We start from the raw sequence: 21,291 nt of genomic DNA, 5'->3' as shown, positions 1-21,291 counted from the left end.
CAGTGGTCTTGGCGGCTTATCCCGTCTTGCGCGTCCTTAAGGCACGCCCACGAGATTTAATCAGGCTTTAATAAAATGCTGCGAACGTGCTGTTTGGCTTGTATGAGCACAAGCTTGCCGGTCGCCCGGCGGACGATTTCAGCGTGGCTGGCCGCTGTCATTCCCATGTCCAAGAGCGCGTGAAGCGCCGATCAGCATGTTAGCGGGAATGCCAGACAGGCAGGGGTGGCCAATATGAATGATGTAGCGCCGTCAGACGCGCACATCCGGCTGGGAATGTTCGAGGCTGCGTGCGATATCCTCGCCGCGGCCGTGATCGTGTACGACAAGAACGATTGCCTCGTTTTCGCCAGCCGTCAGGCCCTTCGCTACTTTCCCATTCCCGTCGAAATGCTCATCCCCGGCACCCGCCTCCGCGATGTGCTGGGCGCGATCTTCGACAGCGGCATGCGTTATGGCATCACGCCGGATCAGCGCCACAAGGCGATCAACCGCGAGGAATGGATCTCGACCCGCATTTCCGCCCACTGGCGCGAACAGCACGACGCCGTCGAGCGCGTCGGCCGCGACCGCTGGATCCATTTCCGCAAGCGCCGCCTGCCGAGCGGTTACAGCGTCAGCACCTTCATCGATGTCTCAGAGCAGAAGAAGCAGGAAGAGCAATGGCGCCTTGACCTCGAGCGTATCGCGCTGACCGAGGATATCCTGGAAACCTTGCCGTTCCCGGTCGTGATCAAGGATCGCAACCTGACCTACATCGCGGCGAACAAGGCATTCTGCGCGATCTATGGGGCGAGCGCCGAAACCATCGTCGGGCGCTCGTCCTGGGCCTTTGCCGATCCGGAAACCGCCGAACGGATCGAGCAGGGTGATCGCACGGTCTTGGAGACCGGCGAACCGACCAGCCTTGCCGAGCACATCATTCGCGCCGACGGTTCCGATCTCTACACCATCACACACAAGTACCGCATCGGGGCTCCCGAGCATCAGGTCGTTATCACCGTCATGCAGGACGTCACCGCCTATGCACAGAACCGGGTTGCCGATCCCGCTTCGACTGACGCGGTCCTGCGCGTGACCGGCGGCTTCATCGAGGCGCAGAACTGCTTCGATCCCGTTCGCGAGGCGGAACACCGGCTGTTGCTCGACCAACTGGATGCCGATGAGTTGCGGACGATTGCCGGAAAGCGCGTGCTTGTCGTCACGGCCAATCCGCATATCGAGGATATTCTCGTCGCAGCGCTCAAGGCGCGCGGCGCGGAATGCTGTGCCGTCCACAGCGTACCGGAACATCACGCCTTCCTCGCCGCTGCCGCTGCCGGCGGATTGAGCCTCGACTATATCGTCATCGACAGGAACCTGCCGGCGCGCGAGGCCATCGCCGAGAATGACTACGGCATTGAAACGCGCCTCATCACACCCGACGATATCGGCCCCGATTTCATGCGGACCCTTGTTGATAGCCACGAGCTTTTGTCGGAGGATGCCTCCCCGCTCGGCGAGATCGTCGTCACGCCGTCAACTTTCGCCGACGACTGGTATATCGCGACCGACATCACGACGATGCTGCCGGGCGCGGTCGGTGACGTCGAGGTGCTGGTGGCGGAAGACAACCAGATCAACCAGTTCGTCTTTTCACAGATCCTCGAGGGCATGGGCGTCTCGCACCGCATCGCCGAGAACGGCGAAGAAGCGGTCATGCTGTGGCGCAAGCATCAGCCACGCCTCGTGCTGATGGATATCTCTATGCCGCTGATGAACGGAATCGATGCGGCGAAGGAGATCCGGGAGGCGGAAAAGCTGACAGGCACCCGCACACCCATCGTTGCGGTTACCGCCCAGGCGCTGAACGTCGACATGCAGAAATGCATGGATGCCGGCATGGACGATTACATCACCAAACCGGTAAGCCCCGACATGATCGAGGCCATCTATCGGCGCTATGTCAGCCGGATTTCGGAAAAATCCGTCGCATAGATCAGGAAAGGACGGGTCAACCCCCCATATTTAGGGAGGCTGGAGGGCAGGACTGACGATCACGCGCTATGCATTTGTTAACGCTCATGCCGCATCGTGAGGCAGTCTTCGGAGGTCGGGTGCAAGTACGGGTAATCATTAATGAAGTCTGCTGATCACGCGGCGCTGGATGTTTCCCAGACTGACCTCCATGCCATGGCCTATACCGACCCGTTGACCGGGTTGGGCAATCTCTACCGACTGCGTGACAAGGTTCGCCAGATCGCCAAGGAGCGCGAGGAGGACCCCGCGCCGTTCGCCATCGGCATCACCAATCTCGACGGCTTCAAGCCCATCAACGATCTGTTCGGCCCCCGGGCCGGCGACGAGATTCTCTGCCAGGTCGCCCATCGCCTGAGGGCCTGCATCCCGGATGGGGCGACCGTCACGCGCCATGGCGGAGACGAATTCGCCTTCGTGCTGCCGCTCGTCTTCGAACGCAAGGGTGCGGAGAAGATCGGCCAGATGCTGCGTGAGGTCCTGTCGGCGCCATTCGATCTGGGCGACCGCAACGTGCGCCTGTCCGCTTCCTTCGGTTTTGCGATCTATCCCTTCGCCGGTGAAGACTTTACCGAACTCCTGAAAAGTGCCGACACTGCGCTTTATCGCTCCAAGCGTCGCGGGCGCGGGCAGATCACGGTCTATTCCCAGGAGATCGCCCAGGAGATGAAACGGGCGACGCAGCTTGAGCAGGCGCTGCGCAACGCCATCATCGCCAACGAGGTTGATGTGCATTTCCAGCCGATCGTCAGCCTGCGCGATGATACGGTGGTCGGCTTCGAGGCGCTGGCGCGCTGGTGCGATGCCGATCTAGGCTATGTATCGCCAGCGGTCTTCGTGCCGCTTGCCGAGGAACGTGGTTTCATCGATGCGCTGTCCGACACGCTGCTGCGCAAGGCAGCCGAAGCGGCCCTTTCCTGGCCGAAGGAACTCTTTCTGTCCTTCAACCTCTCTTCCGCCCAGCTGATGGACCCGAAGACCGCCTTCAACACGCTGGCGATTCTCAATCGCGTGGGGCTCGATCCGCGCCGGTTGGAGCTGGAGATCACAGAGACCGCCGTCATGACGGATGCGGATACGGCCCAGAAGATTGTCTGCGAGCTGCGCGCAGCGGGCGTTCGCATCTCGCTGGACGATTTCGGCACGGGCCAGTCCAGCCTCGGGCGCCTGCGCGATTTCACCTTCGACAAGGTGAAGATCGACCGCGCCTTCGTCTCGCGTATTTCCAACGACAAGGCGTCCGAGCACATCATCAAGGCTATTGTCACCATGTGCGAGGGTCTTGATCTGGCCGTCGTTGCCGAAGGTATCGAGGATTTCTCCGAGGCGCTGAAGCTGAAAGCGCTCGGCTGCGGCATGGGGCAGGGCTATTTCTACGGAAAGCCGGCGGATGCCGTGGCGACGATGCGCTACCTCGCCGATCGCTACGTAACCGTCGAGGGCCGCGCGGCATCCTGAGTGTACGTTTACCGATTCTCAACGCTATCCATTAGCCGGGTGGCAAATGTTTTTCACTACCCTGCGTTTATCTCGGCAACGATGGGGGTGTGCTGAATGACGACGATCAAGGATATGCCCGTTCGGGCAAGCAATCGTTCCAGCGTGCGGCTTTTCGCGACGGTAAAGATCATGCATCAGACGACGCGCGCGCGTGTCGTCGATCTGTCGGCCAGCGGCATGGCCTTCGATATCGAAAAGCCCATTCAGGTCATGCCGGGGCAGCTCGTGACGGTCGAAAGTGAGGAGCTTGGTCGTCTCAGCGGCACAGTGCGCTGGTATTCAAACGGGCGGTTGGGAATCCAGTACAAACTGTCGACCAACGCGCTTGCACAGATCACCTCCTATTTCCGTTTCTTCCACGAGGAGGTGCGTCCGGTCCTGCGCCGCTGACGCGCCATTTTCGCGGACAAAAAGCCCGGTGGCTCAAGGCCACCGGGCTTGTATCGTTTAGCCTGATGCTTATTCAGCCGGCTGGGTCGTGGTGGGCAGCGTGCCCGAGGTCGACGACGTGGTCGAATTGTCGACCGGCTGGTTGGCCTGACGCTCGGAGACCTGCTGCGCCTTGGTCTTGAATTCCGGCGCTGCCTGCAGGCTTTCTGCTGTTTCGGTCGTGGTCAGCTTGACGTCGTCCGAATCCGGGACCTGCGTAATCGCGATCTTCTCGAACGGAACGGCAACCCACTTTTCGCCGATGCCCAGGAAGCCGCCGACGCCGATCACCGCAGCGTCAATACCGCCGCTCTTTTCCATGATCAGGTCGGAAATCTTGCCGATGCTTTCATCGGCGCTGTTGTAGACAGCCTGGCCGATATAGGTGTTGGCGCTGATCTGCTGGTCGGACTGGGCCGTCAGATAGTCACCACCGGCAGCTGCCGGAGCCTGGGCCGTATCTTCGGTCGCGGTAGCCGGCGTTTCGGCCATGTTCTGGTCAGTCGTTGCACCCGGTGTCGCAGCGGTGTCGCCGGGGGTGGTGCCCGTGGCGTCATCGTTGGTCATGCCGGGCTGTTCCATCGTCTGGCCGGCTGCGGGCTGGTTGGTGTCCTGTGCATATGCCGCAGGAGCCAGGGCTGCGCCAAGGAAAAGTGCACCAGCGGCAACGGAGGTAAGAAGTTTCTTGCTCATGATAAACCTGCCTTTCGTCTCGTTGGTATCAAGGCGCGGCGGTCTTGAAGTATCCTCCGCACCGGCTGATGCACACACAACGGTGACTCCGAGTTTTGGTTCCGAGAAAATTTGCCTCATTTTTGATGTCCGCCATGCAAAAGGAGCGGCTCTCGCCCGTTCACGTCCGGGCAGCCGCTCCCTTGTATCGACGGTAAGGGCCGGGTTCAGAGCGCGAAGCGCGGCTCGAAACGACCGTTGACCGCAACGCCCAGTTCGAAGGTCTGGCCGGCATGCGGGTCGTCGCTGCGGGCAGCTGCATCCATGCCCTGCCATGCCGATGTCACCAGCAGGCGGTCGGCCTTGGCACCGATGAAGGCGGGGCAGCTCGACTGCGAGGCGGGCACCAGATGCCGCGCGATCTTGTTGCCGTCGGGCGTGTAAACCTCCACGGCATTGGAGCCCCATCGCGCGTTCCAGATCAGGCCTTCGGCATCGCAGACCGCCCCGTCAACGCCGCCGGGCGTTGTGGACTCGTCGCTCAGCACTTCCGGCTGTCCGCTCGGCAGGCCGGTGGCGGGATCGAGCGTGACGCGCGTGAGGTGGTTCAAATCCGTATCGGTGAAGTAACCGATGCTGCCATCCGGCGAGAAGCAGATGGCGTTCGGAATGGTGATGTCGGAATAGAGCTTTGTCACCCGCTCGCCCGCGACATGGTAGATTGCACCGGCGTGCTTTTCGGCCTTGCGTCCCATGGTGCCGATCCACAGTGCGCCGGACGGATGCACGCGCCCGTCGTTGGAGCGGTTGCCCGGCTTGTCTTCCAGTTGCGCAAAGGGGCTGATCTTGCCGTCAGCCACCGTGCGGATGAAGAGGCCCTCGTCGGATGCGATCAGCTGCCGCTCGGCATCGACGACGGCAAGCACGCTGCCAAGGAAGGGCAGGTCGTGCACGGTTTTCTTCATGGTGGCGAGCTGCAGTTCATGCAGCTTCTGCCCGATGATGTCGAACCAGAAGGCGGTGTCGGTCACGGGATCGTAGGTCGGGCCTTCGCCCAGCTCGCTGTTGACGTCGCACAGGACGCGGCCGGTAAATGCGTGAGTGTCTGTCATCGTTTTCCTCCGTAAACGGCGTCATAGGCATCGAGCGTCGCCTTGGCGCGTGCACGCACCGCGTTGCCGTCCATGCCCACCTTGTAGAGGCTGGAACCGAGGCCGAAGTTGCGGATGCCGATGCCGGCATAATCGCCGAAATTCTGGTCGGAGACACCACCCACGGCGGCGATTTCCAGTTCCGGCGGCAGGATGGCGCGGATCGCCTGGATGCCTGACGGGCCGAGCACGCTGGCGGGGAAGAATTTCAGCCCCGTTGCGCCGGCCCTTGCAGCGGCGAGCGCTTCGGTCGGCGTGAAGACGCCCGGCATCGTGACCATGCCTTTGGCGGCGGCCGTCGAAATGACATCCGGCTCGACATTCGGGCTCACCATAAGGCGCCCGCCGACATCGGCAAGGCGCTTCACGTCCTCCACTGTCAGCACCGTACCGGCACCGATGAGGCAGCCCTCCGGTGCCATCTTCACGGCGATTTCGATGGACTTGAAAGGCTCCGGCGAGTTCAGGGGGATTTCGATGGCCGTGAATCCGGTCTCGATCAGCGCGCCCACGACATCCTCCGTCTCGTGCGGCTTCAGTCCGCGCAGGATGGCGATTAACGGATATTTCATCGGCGGGAAGGGGATGCGGCTCATTGTTGCGACTTTCTTCGGGGCGTTCCAGCCAACGGCGTTGGCTGCGTTGATGACTAAAGCGACCAGAGGGCCTTTGCGCCGACGGCAAGGCCGGTACGCACAGCCGTGTCGGCATCGATAACGGTGGGGGAGAGGCCGGCGGCGGCCAGCGCCTGTCCGTAGAGTGTGCCGAGCGAGCCGGACGCGACGAGCATGACGGGCGTATCCTTCGCCGCCAGCGACAGGGCACCGGCGATTTCGAGGCCGATCAGCGTACCGGAGAGGCGCGCTTTCGCATCCTCCGGTGAAAGCCCGGCAATCAGCGAGCCGGCCCTCACCGAAAACAGCTGGCTCGTGGCAAGCGCCGGATTGGCGACCATGCGCGTGACGGCCGCCCGGAAGGCCGTGTTGTCAGGAGCAATCGCGCCTGCATCGGCAATGGCATGGCTGAGGATCGTGTTCTTCGCGACGGCGTCGAACAGTTCGCCCGTCATGAAAGTCGAGAAGCCCTCCACCTTACCGCCTGAGAGCCGCACCCACTTGCTGTGCGTGCCGGGCATGCAGACGAGATGATTGCCGCTCCCGAGGTCGGCGGCCGCGCCGAGAAGCTGGGTTTCCTCGCCGCGTATGACGTCGGGCGCCGTCGCATCGCGCTGTGCGAGACCGGGCAGGATGCGGATATCGGCCTCGACACCGGGAACCCGAACAGCAGCCGCTGGAATGGCGGAAAGGGCGGCCGGCGTATCGAGATAGCCTGCCTCCACCCATCCCTGCTTTGCGCCGGCCATGCCGCAGATCAGCACAGGCAGGCCCTCGGGCGCGGAAATGGCGGCGAGGTGGCTTTGCAGCACCTCGGCAAAGCCGGTGCGCGCGGCAGTCGTCATGCCTTCGCCGCTGCGGCGTTCGGCGAGTGCGGCTCCATCACGGCCGACGAGCCAGAGACGGAAGCTGGACGTTCCCCAGTCCACGGCCACGTAGGCGGCGTCGGTGGGGGAAGCGGTGTGGGTCATCAGAGCATGCCTCCATCGGCAATGAGCGTTTGTGCGGTGATGGCGGCGGATGCATCCGATGCCAGGAAAAGACAGGGGCCTACCATATCCTCGGCAACGAGGGAGCGCTTCAGGCATTGCCGTTCGATGCCGGCGGCAGCATCGGCCTCGTCGACCCAAAGCCGCTTCTGCCGTTCGGTCAGCACCATGCCGGGCAGGATGGCGTTGACGCGGATATTGTTTGGTCCGAGCTTGCCTGCGAGCGATTTCGTCAGGCCGATGATGCCGGCCTTTGCCGTGGCATAGGCGGGCAGTTCCCCCATATTGAGCAGGTAGGCGATCGAGGAGAAGTTGACGATCGCCCCGCCACCGCCCTTGCGCATGGCCGGCACAACCGCCTGGGCGGCAAAGAACTGGTGGCGCAGGTTCACGGCCTGGTTCTCATCCCATCCGTCTGGCTCGATGTCCTCAAGCCCTTGCCGGTCGTCGCGCGCGGCATTGTTGACGAGCACACGGATGCCGCCGAGAACGGAGATCGCCTCGTCGACCGCGCCGCGCAGGGCGGGGATGTCGCGCAGGTCCGCCTTGATGAAGTGAGGCCGGTGGGCGGTCGTATCGGTCAGTTGCGCGACCACGGCGCGGCTTTCGGTTTCAGCAATGTCGAGGAAGGCAACGCGGGCGCCCTCGGCACAAAAGGCCGCAACCAGCGCCGCCCCGATTCCCGACCCGCCGCCGGTGATCAGAACGCCCTGTCCCGCCAGGTCCGGATAACGGCCCGCCATCATGTCCTCCCAATTATTCCATTATTTGGAACTGAGTTTGATTATTCGGAATTATTTCGTTAGGCTCTCGCACTGTCAAGAGAAGAGCGGAGCAGCGCAGATGGTGATGGAGCGGAACGATGAGGCGGTTGGCACCGGCACGCTGGGCAAGGCGATGATGGTGCTTGAGGCCGTGGCACTCGCCGACCGGCCGATGCGCTTTACGGATGTGCTGGCAATCAGCGGTCAGCCGCGCGGCACGCTACACCGCCAGCTGTCCCATCTGGTGCACGAGGGCCTGCTGGAGCTTCGTGACGACCACGTTTATGTGCCGGGCCTGCGCCTCTTGAAGCTTGCCTCGGCGAGCTGGGCGCGCAACGAGTTCCGCGCGGTGGCCGCGCCCTTTCTGGAGGCACTGCACGGGGAGACGGGCGAAACGGTCCATCTCGGTGTGCTGCGCGGCCGCGAGATCATCTATCTCGATAAGGTGGAAAGCCGTCAGGCGGTGCGGATGAACTCGCAGATCGGCAATGCCTCGCCGGTCTATTGCACGGGTGTCGGCAAGGCTGCGCTCTCCACGCTCGACCCCGCCGCGCTGGACGTGATTCTGTCGGGCATCGAGTTCCAGCGCTTCACGCCGCAGACGATTGTCGACCGGGCAACGCTGCTTGGCGAGCTGGAGGCCGTGCGGCGCAGCGGCGTGGCCTTCGATCGGGAAGAGCACGAGCCCGGCATCCGCTGCGTGGCCGCACCGGTCTGCGATGCCGCGCGCTCGCTGGTCGCCGGCGTTTCCGTAACGGGGCCGGCCTATCGGGTGGGGCAGGAGAAGCTGGACGCCTGGGTTCCGCTGGTGCGAAGGGCGGCCGATGCGATCAAGAGTGAGTTGGACGCGCGGCTTGGCCCACAACGCTGACGCGATATCTGATGTACGTAACCGCACAAACCTTATCTTATCACCGCATTTTACGGTAAATTAGAAAATCGCGCTGGACGCGAGCGGAGGGGGTCATTAGCTTCATCGGTGACGCGCCTGCGGGCTGCGTCGCTCATCGCGGCTTGAGGCGCGGTTCATCGGAAATACTTGCATTGGGATACGGGGGTTCCTGAAGCAAGCAGTGTATCGTGTCGGCGGGCTCTGCCGCACTTTCGCATGCGTGCTGAAGGAAGGTGACTATGGCGGATCGACTTCATACGGATTCTGCGAAGCTCCAGCAGCGATGGGATTCTGTCCCGTCGGCGATGGGATCGGAATCGGATATCGCCGATACCTTGCTCGCCATTGCACAGCGTCATGGTCTCAACGGCTACATCCTGATCAATGTGCCGTCGGAAGCGCCAACGAATTTCTCCTCCCATGTTCTCATGACGTCCTGGCCCAAGGACATGCTGCAGGCCTATGACAATGCGGGCCTCATTTTCGGCAGTCCTGTCATCGAGCATCTGCGACAGAGCACGACCCCCTTTTCGTATGACGCCGAACGCACCAACCGCCGCCGCTCGGATGGCAAGTCTGAGATCGCCATGCAGCTGTTCGACGGCCACGGCCTGACACGCGGCGCTTATTTTCCGGCGCACAATTCCGCCGGCCTGCGCGGGGCGCTCGCCTTCGGCGGAACGCGGGCAGCGTTGCGACCGAACGAGATGGCGGAGCTGAACGCGGTCGCCAATCTCGTGTTCACCCAGGTTCTCGAACTGCGGGCACGCCGGCGCCAGAACGTGTCCTTGTCACGCCGCGAGATCGAATGCCTTTCCTGGGCCTCGGCGGGCAAGACGAGCGTGGAGATGTCGGAAATACTCGGTCTCTCGGAGTATACCGTGAACCATTATCTGAACCGCGCGACGCGCAAGCTCGATGCGGTCAACCGGGTCCAGGCCGTCGTCAAGGCGATCAGGGCCGGTCTTTTGAACTGATGGGAAGAAACCTTGTGACTGTCTGGAATGTGCGTGGTCCCGCTCCAACTGCTCAAGGGGAAAAATAAACAGTGCGGGGCAACAATGACTGCTGACGAAAAAAGCAGCGAGGAATACCAGGTAAACGACGACGCCGCCGAGATTGCCGGGCTGGCCACCCAGTTCGACATCGTTCGCTATATGCGACGGCGGTGCGAGCAGTATGGTCTGAAATATTTCATCGTGTTCAATCTGCCGGGTTTCGAGGCGGAAAAGCTTTCGGCCTATTCCATCGTCAGCAACTGGCCCCAGGAAGTTCTCGCCAAATACGATGCCATGCGGATGGTTCGCCACAGCGCGGGCATCCGTAAGCTGCGGCTGACCACGGTGCCCTTCTCCTACGACATGCGCGAATGGCTCGGTGAGGCGAGCGCCAATCCGGAATTCGGCGACCTTCTCGAAATGATGACTGATCACGGCATGCTGGTCGGCCACTTCTTCCCGGTGCACGATGCACTCGGCAATCGGGGTGCGGTCGTCTGGGGTGGCGACAATCTCTCCCTCAAGCGGGAAGACCGCCTGATGCTGCAGATGATCTCCGTGCACCTCTTCAACCGGCTTGCCGAAATCGGCTCGGCCTGGAAGACCGGTCAGGTCGTCCTGACCGAACGCGAAGTCCAGTGCCTGAGCTGGACCGCCGCCGGCAAGACGAGCCTGGAGATCGCGGAAATCTTGGGATTGTCGGAGCACACCGTCAATCATTATCTCAATCAGGTCACCCGCAAACTCGAAGCGGTCAACCGCACCCAGGCGGTTGTGAAGGCGATCCGCCGCGGTCTCATTACCTGACGCCGTCATTTTTGCCGCAGGCCTGCTGCCTCCCGTCGCAGACAAAGTCGTTGGCGGCAGCCGCTGCGTGCACTATCTACGGACAAGGCCGGCGATAGCACGGCGGGGTCTCAAGAGGATGTCATGACGGATGTGAGCAAGGAACAGGTGCTGGAACGGCTGCGTACGGTGCGCGGCCCGGATATGGACGGCAACATCGTCGATATGGGCCTCGTTTCAGATGTCTTCATCTCGGATGGCAAGGCGTATTTCTCGATCACCGTGCCGGCCGAGCGCGCCCGTGAACTCGATCCCATGCGTGCCGCCGCCGAGCGGGTCGTGAAGGAAATCCCCGGCATCAAGGCCGCCATGGTCGCGCTGACGGCGGACAAGCGGGCCGCATCCGGCCCTGCGGCCGCCCGTGCGCCGACCCCGCCTCCGCCGGGCCGGGGCGCTGCACATGATCACGCCGGCCACGCGCACGCCGCGCCGGGGCAACCCCAACAGCGCGCCAAGTCCGGCATTCCGGGCGTCGGTGCCATCATTGCGGTCGCCTCCGGCAAGGGCGGCGTCGGAAAATCGACCACATCGGTCAACCTGGCGCTCGCGCTGAAGGCCAACGGACTGCGTGTCGGCATTCTCGATGCCGATATCTACGGCCCCTCCATGCCGCGGCTGCTGAAGATTTCCGGCCGCCCGCAGCAGATCGAGGGCCGGATCATCAAGCCGATGGAAAACTACGGCATCAAGGTCATGTCCATGGGCTTCCTCGTCGATGAGGACGTGGCGATGATCTGGCGCGGTCCGATGATTCAGTCCGCACTCATGCAGATGCTGCGGGAGGTCGCGTGGGGCGAGCTCGACGTGCTCGTCGTCGACATGCCGCCCGGTACGGGCGATGCCCAGCTGACCATGGCGCAGCAGGTGCCGCTGGCCGGTGCCGTCATCGTCTCCACGCCGCAGGATCTTGCGCTCATCGATGCGCGCAAGGGCCTCAACATGTTCTCGAAAGTCGAGGTGCCGGTGCTCGGCATCGTCGAGAACATGAGCTACTTCATCGCGCCGGACACCGGCAACCGCTACGATATTTTCGGCCACGGCGGCGCGCGCAAGGAGGCTGAGCGCATCGGCGTTCCCTTCCTCGGCGAGGTTCCATTGACCATGGATATCCGCGAGACCTCCGATGCCGGAACGCCGGTCGTGGTTTCCAATCCGGAGGGCGCGGCCGCGAAGACCTATCGCGCGATTGCGACCCGCGTCTGGCAGGAGCTCGAGGCCGTGCAGGGCAAGGGTACGCGCGGCGCTCCCGCCATCGTATTCGAATAGCGCCTGGCCGCCGCTCTCGATCGCTGGACACCATGAACAAGGCTTTCTCCCGCAGCCGCCGGATGCGCGCACGGGGAGGGGGCCTTGATTTTTATGTTGCGCTGCGCAATATCCCCAGCCTGCCGCGCGGCGGTATGTAACAGGAGTGTGTGCGATGGTCCGTTTCGGAGCCATTCGCCGGTGATCACCGTCTTCCGTCCCGATGGCGCGGCGCAAGCCCTGCCCGCTGAAACCGATTCCGCCGCCGCGGAGGCTCTTGCCGGCGCCGTTTGGGTGGATCTGGTCGAGCCGACCCGCGCGGACGAGGCTCTGGCCGAGCGAATGCTCGGCCTCGAAATCCCGACGCGCGACGAACTCAAGGACATCGAGCCCTCAAGCCGCCTCTATACGGATGGCGGTGCCGCCTACATGACGGCCTCGCTGATGGTGAAGGCCGAAAGTGACCTGCCGTTTCTCACCGACGTCGCCTTCATCCTGACGCCGGAACGGCTGCTGACTGTCCGCTACGCCGACCCGCGCTCCTTCGAGATATTCCGAACCGCCATGCGCCGCATTCCCGGCGGCTGTTCTTCGCCGACGGTCATGGTCACGCGCCTGCTCGAAACCATCGTGGATCGCACTGCCGAAATTCTCGAGATCGCCGTGACGCGGGCCGACAAGCTTTCGCTGGAAGTCTTCGGAGACAAGCGGCATCTTTCACGCCGGCCGCCGCGCTATCTTGAGGATCGGGTGGTGCAGGTCTCCGCGTTGCACCGGCTCATCGCCAAGACGCGTGACAGCCTCTTGTCGCTGTCGCGCGTCCTGACCTTCCTGCATGGTCTGCCGGCGCTGCAATCCGATCGCGACAGTCTGGAACTCTGCCGAACGGTGACGCGGGATGTGCAGTCGCTGTCCGAGCACGCCAATTTCGTCGCCGGTAACATCACCTTCCTGCTGGACGCCTCGCTCGGTCTCATCAATCTCGAGCAGAACGCCATCATCAAGATCTTCTCGATCGCCTCGGTGGTGTTGTTGCCGCCGACGCTCATCGCCTCCATCTACGGTATGAACTTTGAGTTCATGCCCGAACTGCATGTTGCCTACGGCTATCCGCTCACCCTTGTGGCGATGGTCCTGTCGGCGATCCTTCCGTTTTTCTTTTTCCGCTGGAAAGGCTGGCTTTGACGCCTGATCGCCCCATGCACGCAAATACAGGCAGCGCAGCGCATCCCGAAAGCCGCCCGCGCGCAATGTTTCTTCTGGCGCTCGGCTCGGTCGGCGTCGTCTACGGCGATATCGGCACCAGCCCGCTCTATGCCTTCCGCGAAGCGCTGCGCCCGGTGTCCGGCGACGGCCTCGTGCGCGAGGAGGTCATAGGCCTCATCTCGCTGATGATCTGGACGCTGACGATCATCGTCACCATCAAATACGTGCTCTTTCTGCTGCGTGCCGACAACCACGGCGAAGGCGGCACCCTGTCGCTGCTGGCGCTGCTGATGAAGACGGCCGGCAGGCACGCGCCCATTCTCTTTTTCATGGGAGCGGCCGGTGCGGCGCTCTTCATTGGCGACGCCATGATAACGCCGGCGCTTTCGGTGCTGTCCGCCGTCGAGGGCCTGACGCTCGTCACGCCGGCTTTCGGCGATTATGTCGTGCCGATATCTGTTGTCATCCTTGTGCTGCTTTTTGCCGTGCAATCGCTCGGCACCGCTGCCGTATCGAGGTTCTTCGGGCCGATCACCGCCATATGGTTCGTCGTGCTGGGCCTTGGTGGCATTACGCATATTTCCGACGATCTCGGTATTCTTGCGGCTTTCAATCCCTATTACGCTGTGCATTTCATGGCGACGGAAGGCTATCTCGGCCTCGTCGTGCTGGGCGCGGTGTTCCTGACGGTCACCGGGGCGGAAGCGCTTTATGCCGATCTCGGCCATTTCGGCCGCCGGCCGATCCAGTGGGCCTGGTTCTGCCTGGTCTTCCCCGCGTTGACCCTGAACTATCTCGGGCAGGGCGCGCTGGTGCTGGCCCGCCCGGAGACGGTTTCCAACCCGTTCTTCCTGATGTTCCCGAACTGGGCGCTGCTGCCGGTGGTCATCCTCGCCACGGCTGCCACGATCATCGCCAGCCAGGCGGTCATCACCGGCGCGTTCTCGCTCACCCGTCAGGCCATCCATCTCGGCTTCCTGCCGCGCATGGAAATCTTCCACACATCCGAGACGCAGACCGGCCAGATCTATCTGCCCGCCGTCAACACGGTCCTGCTGCTCGGCGTCATGCTGCTGGTCTTCCTCTTCGGCTCCTCCGAATCGCTCGCCACCGCCTATGGCATCTCCGTCACCGGTGCGATGGTCGTGACGACAGTGCTCGCCTTCGAATTCCTGCGCGCGCGCTGGCACTGGAAGCCTCTCACGGCCGTCCTGGTACTTCTGCCGCTCTTCCTGCTGGAATTGACCTTCCTCGGCGCGAACCTGCTCAAGATCCATGACGGCGGCTATGTCCCCGTCGCCATCGCCGCCGGCGTGGTGGTGATCATGTGGACATGGACCCGCGGCACGCGCATCCTGCGCGAGAAGACGCGCCGCATCGAGGTGCCGATGTCGGCTTTCGTGAAGTCGCTGGAAAAGCACAGCACGCATTCGCCCGTGCAGGTGCCGGGCACGGCAATCTTCCTGACGAGCGATCCCGACTTCGCGCCCGCAGCCCTGCTGCACAACATCAAGCACAACCATGTCCTGCACGAGCAGAACTTCGTGCTGACCATCACGACGGCCAACAAGCCGCGCGTGGCCCCGGCCGACCGCTTTACCGTGGAGCGCATCTCCGAGCGCTTCTCACGCATCGAGATGCGCTTCGGTTTCATGGAAACGCAGAACGTGTCGCAGGCGCTCGGCGTGATGCGCAAGGCTGGGCACAAGTTCGACATCATGTCGACGTCGTTCTACCTCGGCCGCCGCAAGCTGGTGCCCGATGCGCAGTCCGGCATGCCCATGTGGCAGGACCGCCTGTTCATCGCCCTCGCCGACCTCGCGACAGACCCCTCCGACTACTTCCGCCTGCCCACGAATCGGGTGGTGGAACTTGGCTCGCACGTCGTGATCTGAGCCGTCGGCCGGCCGTTTTCTCACGCTCCTGACAAAAACGTGAAGAGGAGGCCTGCGCCTGCCCTTCGCGCATGTATGAGCATTAACCAACCATCAAGCAAGATGTGTGCTTTGTACGCTTGTATGATAACCGTACATTATTCAATAATTACAATTGCTTGTCTCTATTATTCGAAATATGAAAGTTCGCTGGAGCGAACTTTTCGCCCACTACAGTTACGCGGTGAGTGCGCGGAACCGCCCGCCGATACGCCCATTCCGAATGCGATATGCGGAAACTCCGTTGGCAATGATGATGATTGCGAAATGGTCGTTGCTGTCGAAGACGATTTCCGTGATGAATTCCCGGATCGCGGCATGCACCTCGGATCGAAGACTATAGCGGGTTGTCTCGTCAGTCGTTTTTGCCCATCTCCTGCGCAACATGGCAATGCGACTGCATGTGTCGATGGGATCATTGTGCCGATGCGTGAGCCTTTGCCGTTCCGCGTGCTGATGCCGAAGCTGAGCTTCAATGGCTTGCCGTTCCGCCTGCCTAACTTTGAGCAGTGTTAGAATGGCATCCAGCGGCTGATTGTCATCCTCGACAGCCTGCGCAAGCCGCTGCTCCTTTCTGTGCAATTCCTCCAGTTGCAGGGTGAGGGCAGCAATCGCCTCCTCGACTTCCTTTTCTGCACCGTCAAAACGCTTGCCGCGCAGCGTTTCCGCCAGATTGATCTCGCTGACATGATCGAGAACCGCCGCCTCGAATGGCTCATACCGGAAATGCCGCTTGCCATCCTTGCAGCGATGGCCGCGCACATAATTCGCACAGACGAGATAGCGGTCGTTCTCGTTGCCTTTGACCCGGCTGATTTTCATCGTCATCGGCCCGCCACAATGCGTGCAGTGGCAAAGCCCGGTGAAGAGATTGGCGAAGGTGTTGCCCTTGCGTCCGGGCCGGCCGGGATTGCAGCGCATCGCCTGAACGCGGAGAAACAAATCTTTGTCGATGGCAGCAGGAAAATAGTCGGCTATCGGATCGCCATCCGGCACCCGTTTGCCATCAATGATCCTGTGCGGCTGGAATGTGCCGATGACATCCTGCCGGGTGAGCAGCGCTTTGATAATGCTCTGATACCAGCCGTCCTTACTCTTGAAGGCGGAAACGCCGTCCGCATTGAGCTTCCGGGCAATCGCCGTCGCACCGAGCCCGCGTGCCGCCATCTCGTAGATTGCCTTCACTGTCTCGGCATGCTGATTCAGCGTGAACGCGTATCGGTGTGCATCTATCCGCTCGGCGTCGATCCATGCAGGCGTGATGCTGGTGATATGGCCCTTACCTTCACGCGCCTGCTCCCTCTTTCTCTTTGCCACCGCACGGATGCGCTCGCTCTTTGTCTGGCTCTCCTCATGTCCTCGCGACATGACCGCAAGGCCGATGATCAATTTCGTCCAGTCGCCATTGAGGCCGCTTCGGCTGTAGACCTGCCGATCTTCGCCCAAGGTCACGATGACGATGCCGGCATTGATGATCGCCATGAACAGGGTCAGAGCATCCGGCACGGCCTCACGCGAAAGCCGATCAAGGCTTTCGATCAGCAGATAACTGCCTTTGGGGATTTGCCCGTTCTCGACCATGGCCAAGAACCGACCAAGCGCGCCGGTCTTGAAGTTGCGGCCCTTCCATGCGCTGACGCCCAGGTCCTGCAAGCTATTGTCTAGAAGCAGAGAGTGTTCGTCCGCAAAGGCTTTCGACCGCTCAAGCTGCCGGCGCAGGCTGTCGCCACGAACCTGCTTGCGGGTGCTCATACGCACATAAGAATAGGCCCGCACCTGTTGGGGTCGAAATTGATCGCCGGAAAAGTCGTCCTGCATAGCGGCCTCCTTTGCTGGATCGCTAGCACCAGAGGCGGTGAGGATCGAGCGCGTGGGGTGCCGAGTGCAAAATGCTGCATCAGCTTGAGGCTACGGCTTGCAGGAGGGGCATGTGTGGATCGGGACAAAGCCGAAGCAAATCACCACGGCTTTCGGTGAGAGTTTTGGAACCGTGGTGGTTAACAAGTCGTTAATGGCCGTTGGGTGCAATGCAACTTAAGCGGAAGCTGCTCCGGCTGACGGAAGGGCCGAGATGACCGCAGGCGGCACCGCACATGACCAGCATCCTCACGAACACTGCCGCAACGGCCGCTCTGCAAGCCCTGCGCATGATCGGCAGCAACATGGCCGAGACACAGCGGCAGGTCAGTTCCGCTCTACGGGTGCAGGTCGCAGCTGATAATGCAGCCTACTGGTCGATTTCCACGACGATGCGGTCCGACAACATCGCACTGTCCGCCGTCGTGGATGCACTTGGGCTCGCAGCAGCCAAGATCGATGTCGCCTATGCCGGCATGGAAGCCGTTTCGGATGTCCTTGCCGAGTTCAAGGCAAAGCTGGTTGCCGCCAAGGAAGACGGCGTGGACAAAGCCAAAATCCAAACCGAGCTTGATCAGTTGAAAGCCCAGGTTGTCGGCATCGCCACCTCGGCCAGCTTCAACGGTGTCAACTGGCTGAACACCGACATCGCTGACATCAACGACAGCGACTTGAACAAGGCCTCTCTTACATCGTCGTTCATCCGATCCGGTGGCAGCGTGTCAGTCGGCACGACCGGTTTTCATCTCTCGGAGACTGCGCTGTTCAACGCCAATGGCGGCGGCATCTTGCAGGCGGACACTCGGAAGATGAAGACGCTGGGCGGCATCCGGGAATACGACACCTACATGGACACGTTCGGCGTGATCCATATGGACAGGGAGAACGGCGAGCAAGGATATTACGGGCAGGTCAAATTCGACTTCAGCGGACCACTCGCCTTTGGCCCCACCGACACGATCAGCTTCGATATCACGGTCGATGCGGACGATCCGAGCGCTCTTGCACCGCCACACCATCCCGGCAAGACCACGCATATCGTCATCGACCGGGCTTTGGTCGATACGTGGCTACCCGGCGCGAATGGCGTGATCTCCGACTTCGAGCAATATACCTCGGTTCTCTACCGTGCTTTGACGGCCGCGAATTCCGGTGCAACAGCTATAGGGGAAGCCAGCCCTACGGGCGGCAAAATTCCCAACCGGATCGTGATTTCCACTCGCGAGGCTTCCGGCCTTGATGGCTCCTATGTCAAAATCGAAAATCTGGTCTCGACCTTCGGCGCGACGGGCAATCTCCCTATGGGCGAAGGTACGGGGAAACCAGGTTCGGACATGAAGCTGACGTTCCAGCCGTTCGAAGTCTACCCGGACGGAGACAACCGCGACGGCGTGAAGGTCGGCTTTCAGTTCAGCGTGAATGGGGGAGCGCCGACCACCCATTCGTTCGACCGCGCCTACGTCAACGCGCTTCTGGGAAAAGCCAACGGCAAGATCGAAACGGCCGCCGAAATGGTGACGCTGCTGCAATCGCTGCTCGGCACGGATTGGCCTGATGTCATTGTCGAGGAAACCGGCGCCAACACCATCTCCCTGCGCACCGACAAGACTATCGACCGCCTCAACGGCTTCCAGACCCGGATCGGCTTTACAGAGATCGCCGTCAGCATCGAGCCGCTGGCCGAACTGAACTTCCTCGATATCGACATTGTAGCCAACCCCGATATGCTTGGCGTCTATCTCGGCTATATCGAGACCGTATCTGCCGATGTGATCGGTGCCGGCGCAACGCTCGGCGCGCTGAAGACCCGCATCGACATGCAGACCACGTTCACACGTAGGCTTATAGACAGCGTCGACAAGGGCATCGGCCGGCTGGTGGACGCGGATATGAATGAAGCCTCGACCAGGCTCAAGGCGATCCAGACGCAAAAGCAACTTGCGCTTCAGTCCATGTCCATCGCTAACACCAGCGCCGAGAATATCATGCAGTTGTTCCGGTGAAACTTTTTGAGCGGCTTTTCCGCTTTGCGCCAATAGGAGACATGAAGTTTTTTTAAAGCACACGGCTGTTTTGGGGCCGGCCGCGGACTGTCCGCTTTTCGATTACTGTTGGCGATAAGCTGCCATTCAGCATTCGGTCTGTAGGGGTTGTGACGAAATTGAGATTGAGCCGGAAGAAAACTCGGCCGGTTGCAAGACAAAGCCACGGCTTATGCACAACCTTTATTTTCCAGCAAGCTTGTTTGTTCCCCTGGAACTTGAATCAATCTCAGACTCAGTGTCTTCTCAAATCAACTTCTGGGAGTAGAGATGCAGTCCGACTCGTTTCAACATCGCGTGTGGCAGTGGGTTGTCGCGTGCTTCCCAAAATCCGCGCACCTCAACGTGCGAGAGCGAAATCATCGATTTCTTGAAGAAGCGCTCGAGCTCGCCCAGGCGAACGCCTGCAGTAAGGAAGAAGCCCACCAACTCGTAGAATATGTGTTCGGCAGACCGCCAGGCGAAGTCCGCCAGGAGGTCGGCGGGGTGATGGTGACTTTGGCGGCCCTTTGCAACGCCGCCGAGGTGAGCATGGACGACGCAGGAGAACACGAGCTCGACAGGAACTGGGCACGCATCGATCGCATCCGCGCGAAGCAGGCGGCCAAACCTCAGGAGTCAGCCCTTCCCCAATGACCAGCACTGTACCCGAGCAGCGTGGCGCAAGCCTCGCCACCCAGTATTGCGCAAGCGGACGCTGACTCGCGAATGCAGATTTCGTATGCGACGGCCGACTTGAAGCATTGTTGCCTGAACCGGGACGTAGCGGAGCAACGGTTCGGAAGAACCTATGCCGACCGACTGGTCACCGAGCTCGCGGATGCGGAGGCTTTCGAGAATGTCCAGGAATGGTATGAGATTCTTGGGGGAAACGTGACCATCAATGACGATGACAGCTTTGAAGTCGCTATTGGTTTGCGTTACACGGCCACCTTTGTGAGCGTAGATCAGAACGTCGTCATGACGGGTGCTGGACGGATTGACTGGGCCAGTGTTGAATTTGTGAAGCTCACAGCCATATCGGAAGTACCATGATTGACGAGCACGCCACAGCCAACTGGTTTTCGAAACCCGGCGACTCGATCCGTGCGATCATGCAGCGACGAAACATCTCCGCGCATGATCTCGCCGAGCGCTTCGAGGATGGGCTTGATGCTGTCCGGAGCCTCATAGACGGGTCGCGGCAGATCGACGAGTCCACAGCGTCGACGCTTTCGGCAATGCTGGGAGCTTCGGCGAAATTCTGGCTGAAGCGACAGGAGAACTTCGATACGGCGGTCGATCGTGCCGTCGCTCAAGTTCGACAGAGCGGGCATGAGGACCTGCTACTGCGCCTGCCTGCCCCCGGGCAGAAGGCACGCGGCAAGCTGTCTTCTGAACGCCGCGCTGCCGAAATTCGCAGGAGATTGGTGTTCTATAACGTCCCGGACGCAGAATCCTGGAGGGGTCGCTATGGCCGCCTAGTCGGAGAAACGGACTATCGTACCTCGAAGACATACGCATCGAAGGAAGATGCGACTCTTCTTTGGCTCAGGCGCGGCGAACTCGAAGCCGAAATGATCCAGACCCGCGTCTGGAACTCAGAAAATCTGATGGATCGGCTGCAGGAGATCCGCAAGCTGTCCTTGATCCGTCATCCTCAGCTCTTTCTTCCCAAACTGAGGACGCTGTGCGCGGAGGCCGGCGTGGCACTCGTTGTAGTCAAGGCACCCGATGGATGCCGCGCCAGTGGCGCAATACGAATGGTGGACCCGGACAAGGTGATGCTGCTGCTGAGTTTCCGCTACAAGCGTGATGATCAGTTCTGGTTCACGGTTTTCCACGAGATCGGACATCTCGTGCTCCACAAGGCGAACACCTTTGTCGACGACGATGCCCTGCCCGGCGACGTCGATCGGGAGAACGAAGCTAACGAGTTTGCGGCCGAATGCGTGATTCCCCCCCTCCGGGAGTCCGAATTCGAACGCGTCAGGCCGAAGCGAGAGGACATCGTTCGGTTTAGCGTGTCGATCGGCGTCGCGCCGGGCCTCACTGTCGGTCAGATGCAGCATCGTGGAATGCTGGAGCCCGACAAACTGAACTATCTCAAGCGCACATGGGACTGGAGCCAGATCAACCCGGCCACAGTCTAGGATC

At 61.4% G+C, this 21,291-nt stretch carries 18 protein-coding genes and 2 pseudogenes; 14 read left to right on the top strand and 6 right to left on the bottom strand.

Annotated elements, in window-relative coordinates; all coding sequences use genetic code 11:
- The first annotated feature begins 234 nt into the window (after positions 1–234).
- The 3 genes from MKI86_RS20630 to MKI86_RS20620 all read left to right on the top strand — a co-directional run bounded on the left by MKI86_RS20630 (position 235) and on the right by MKI86_RS20620 (position 3,906).
- On the top strand, positions 235–1,977 hold the full coding sequence (locus MKI86_RS20630; RefSeq protein ID WP_241604849.1) for a response regulator: 1,743 nt from the start codon (positions 235–237) through the stop codon (positions 1,975–1,977).
- A 141-nt stretch (positions 1,978–2,118) separates the two neighbouring features.
- The gene (locus MKI86_RS20625) at positions 2,119–3,474 is read left to right on the top strand and encodes a putative bifunctional diguanylate cyclase/phosphodiesterase (protein WP_241604848.1); all 1,356 of its coding nucleotides are present in this window, start codon (positions 2,119–2,121) and stop codon (positions 3,472–3,474) included.
- Between the two features lie 96 nt (positions 3,475–3,570).
- Complete coding sequence (locus MKI86_RS20620) at positions 3,571–3,906, top strand: PilZ domain-containing protein (RefSeq protein WP_241604847.1); 336 nt, start codon at positions 3,571–3,573, stop codon at positions 3,904–3,906.
- Between the two features lie 69 nt (positions 3,907–3,975).
- Here the strand turns inward: MKI86_RS20620 and MKI86_RS20615 are convergent, their stop codons facing one another.
- The 5 genes from MKI86_RS20615 to MKI86_RS20595 form a co-directional block, all read right to left on the bottom strand.
- A complete protein-coding gene (locus MKI86_RS20615) occupies positions 3,976–4,638 on the bottom strand; it encodes a PRC-barrel domain-containing protein (protein ID WP_241604846.1) in 663 nt (220 codons plus the stop codon).
- Between the two features lie 206 nt (positions 4,639–4,844).
- Complete coding sequence (locus MKI86_RS20610; protein WP_241604845.1) at positions 4,845–5,729, bottom strand: SMP-30/gluconolactonase/LRE family protein; 885 nt, start codon at positions 5,727–5,729, stop codon at positions 4,845–4,847.
- Positions 5,726–6,364: a 2-dehydro-3-deoxy-6-phosphogalactonate aldolase gene (locus tag MKI86_RS20605; RefSeq protein ID WP_241604844.1), complete on the bottom strand. Its 639-nt coding sequence runs from the start codon at positions 6,362–6,364 to the stop codon at positions 5,726–5,728. The genes MKI86_RS20610 and MKI86_RS20605 overlap by 4 nt, the downstream gene beginning before the upstream one ends.
- A gap of 53 nt (positions 6,365–6,417) precedes the next feature.
- Positions 6,418–7,353: a 2-dehydro-3-deoxygalactonokinase gene (locus MKI86_RS20600; protein WP_241604842.1), complete on the bottom strand. Its 936-nt coding sequence runs from the start codon at positions 7,351–7,353 to the stop codon at positions 6,418–6,420.
- On the bottom strand, positions 7,353–8,117 hold the full coding sequence (locus tag MKI86_RS20595) for an SDR family NAD(P)-dependent oxidoreductase (protein ID WP_241604840.1): 765 nt from the start codon (positions 8,115–8,117) through the stop codon (positions 7,353–7,355). The genes MKI86_RS20600 and MKI86_RS20595 overlap by 1 nt, the downstream gene beginning before the upstream one ends.
- Before the next feature lie 97 nt (positions 8,118–8,214).
- Between MKI86_RS20595 and MKI86_RS20590 the strand changes: the two genes are divergently transcribed.
- From MKI86_RS20590 to MKI86_RS20565, 6 genes are all read left to right on the top strand, one after another.
- Positions 8,215–9,006 (top strand): IclR family transcriptional regulator, encoded by a 792-nt coding sequence (locus MKI86_RS20590; RefSeq protein ID WP_241604838.1) that lies wholly within the window; start codon positions 8,215–8,217, stop codon positions 9,004–9,006.
- 260 nt (positions 9,007–9,266) lie between these two features.
- The gene (locus tag MKI86_RS20585) at positions 9,267–10,004 is read left to right on the top strand and encodes a helix-turn-helix transcriptional regulator (RefSeq protein WP_241604837.1); all 738 of its coding nucleotides are present in this window, start codon (positions 9,267–9,269) and stop codon (positions 10,002–10,004) included.
- A gap of 84 nt (positions 10,005–10,088) precedes the next feature.
- Complete coding sequence (locus MKI86_RS20580) at positions 10,089–10,832, top strand: LuxR family transcriptional regulator (protein WP_241604835.1); 744 nt, start codon at positions 10,089–10,091, stop codon at positions 10,830–10,832.
- A gap of 123 nt (positions 10,833–10,955) precedes the next feature.
- Positions 10,956–12,137 (top strand): iron-sulfur cluster carrier protein ApbC, encoded by a 1,182-nt coding sequence (apbC, locus tag MKI86_RS20575; RefSeq protein WP_241604833.1) that lies wholly within the window; start codon positions 10,956–10,958, stop codon positions 12,135–12,137.
- Between the two features lie 180 nt (positions 12,138–12,317).
- The gene (locus tag MKI86_RS20570) at positions 12,318–13,301 is read left to right on the top strand and encodes a magnesium transporter CorA family protein (protein WP_370880030.1); all 984 of its coding nucleotides are present in this window, start codon (positions 12,318–12,320) and stop codon (positions 13,299–13,301) included.
- 14 nt (positions 13,302–13,315) lie between these two features.
- Positions 13,316–15,217, top strand: a complete 1,902-nt coding sequence (locus MKI86_RS20565) for a potassium transporter Kup (protein WP_241604831.1) — start codon at positions 13,316–13,318, stop codon at positions 15,215–15,217.
- A 216-nt stretch (positions 15,218–15,433) separates the two neighbouring features.
- On the opposite strand, the gene MKI86_RS20560 is transcribed toward MKI86_RS20565, so the two are convergent.
- Positions 15,434–17,074, bottom strand: a complete 1,641-nt coding sequence (locus tag MKI86_RS20560; protein WP_241604828.1) for a recombinase family protein — start codon at positions 17,072–17,074, stop codon at positions 15,434–15,436.
- A 275-nt stretch (positions 17,075–17,349) separates the two neighbouring features.
- Here MKI86_RS20560 and MKI86_RS23975 point away from each other — a divergent pair.
- From MKI86_RS23975 to MKI86_RS20540, 5 genes and pseudogenes are all read left to right on the top strand, one after another.
- Positions 17,350–17,904: pseudogene (locus MKI86_RS23975) on the top strand (flagellin N-terminal helical domain-containing protein); the annotation flags it as partial.
- A gap of 936 nt (positions 17,905–18,840) precedes the next feature.
- Positions 18,841–19,116 (top strand): annotated as a pseudogene (locus MKI86_RS23970) (flagellin); the annotation flags it as partial.
- Between the two features lie 309 nt (positions 19,117–19,425).
- The gene (locus MKI86_RS20550; protein WP_241604824.1) at positions 19,426–19,791 is read left to right on the top strand and encodes a hypothetical protein; all 366 of its coding nucleotides are present in this window, start codon (positions 19,426–19,428) and stop codon (positions 19,789–19,791) included.
- Positions 19,792–19,863: 72 nt separating this feature from the next.
- A complete protein-coding gene (locus tag MKI86_RS20545; RefSeq protein ID WP_241604822.1) occupies positions 19,864–20,190 on the top strand; it encodes a hypothetical protein in 327 nt (108 codons plus the stop codon).
- Positions 20,187–21,287, top strand: a complete 1,101-nt coding sequence (locus MKI86_RS20540; protein WP_241604821.1) for an ImmA/IrrE family metallo-endopeptidase — start codon at positions 20,187–20,189, stop codon at positions 21,285–21,287. Before MKI86_RS20545 ends, MKI86_RS20540 begins: the two co-directional genes overlap by 4 nt.
- Positions 21,288–21,291 lie beyond the last annotated feature (4 nt).

This window comes from Shinella sedimenti, from assembly GCF_022601905.1.
In the GTDB taxonomy this organism is placed as follows: Bacteria; Pseudomonadota; Alphaproteobacteria; order Rhizobiales; family Rhizobiaceae; genus Shinella; species Shinella sedimenti.
The sequence above is the reverse complement of the archived record's forward strand: the minus strand, read 5'-3'. Positions and strand labels throughout refer to the sequence as shown.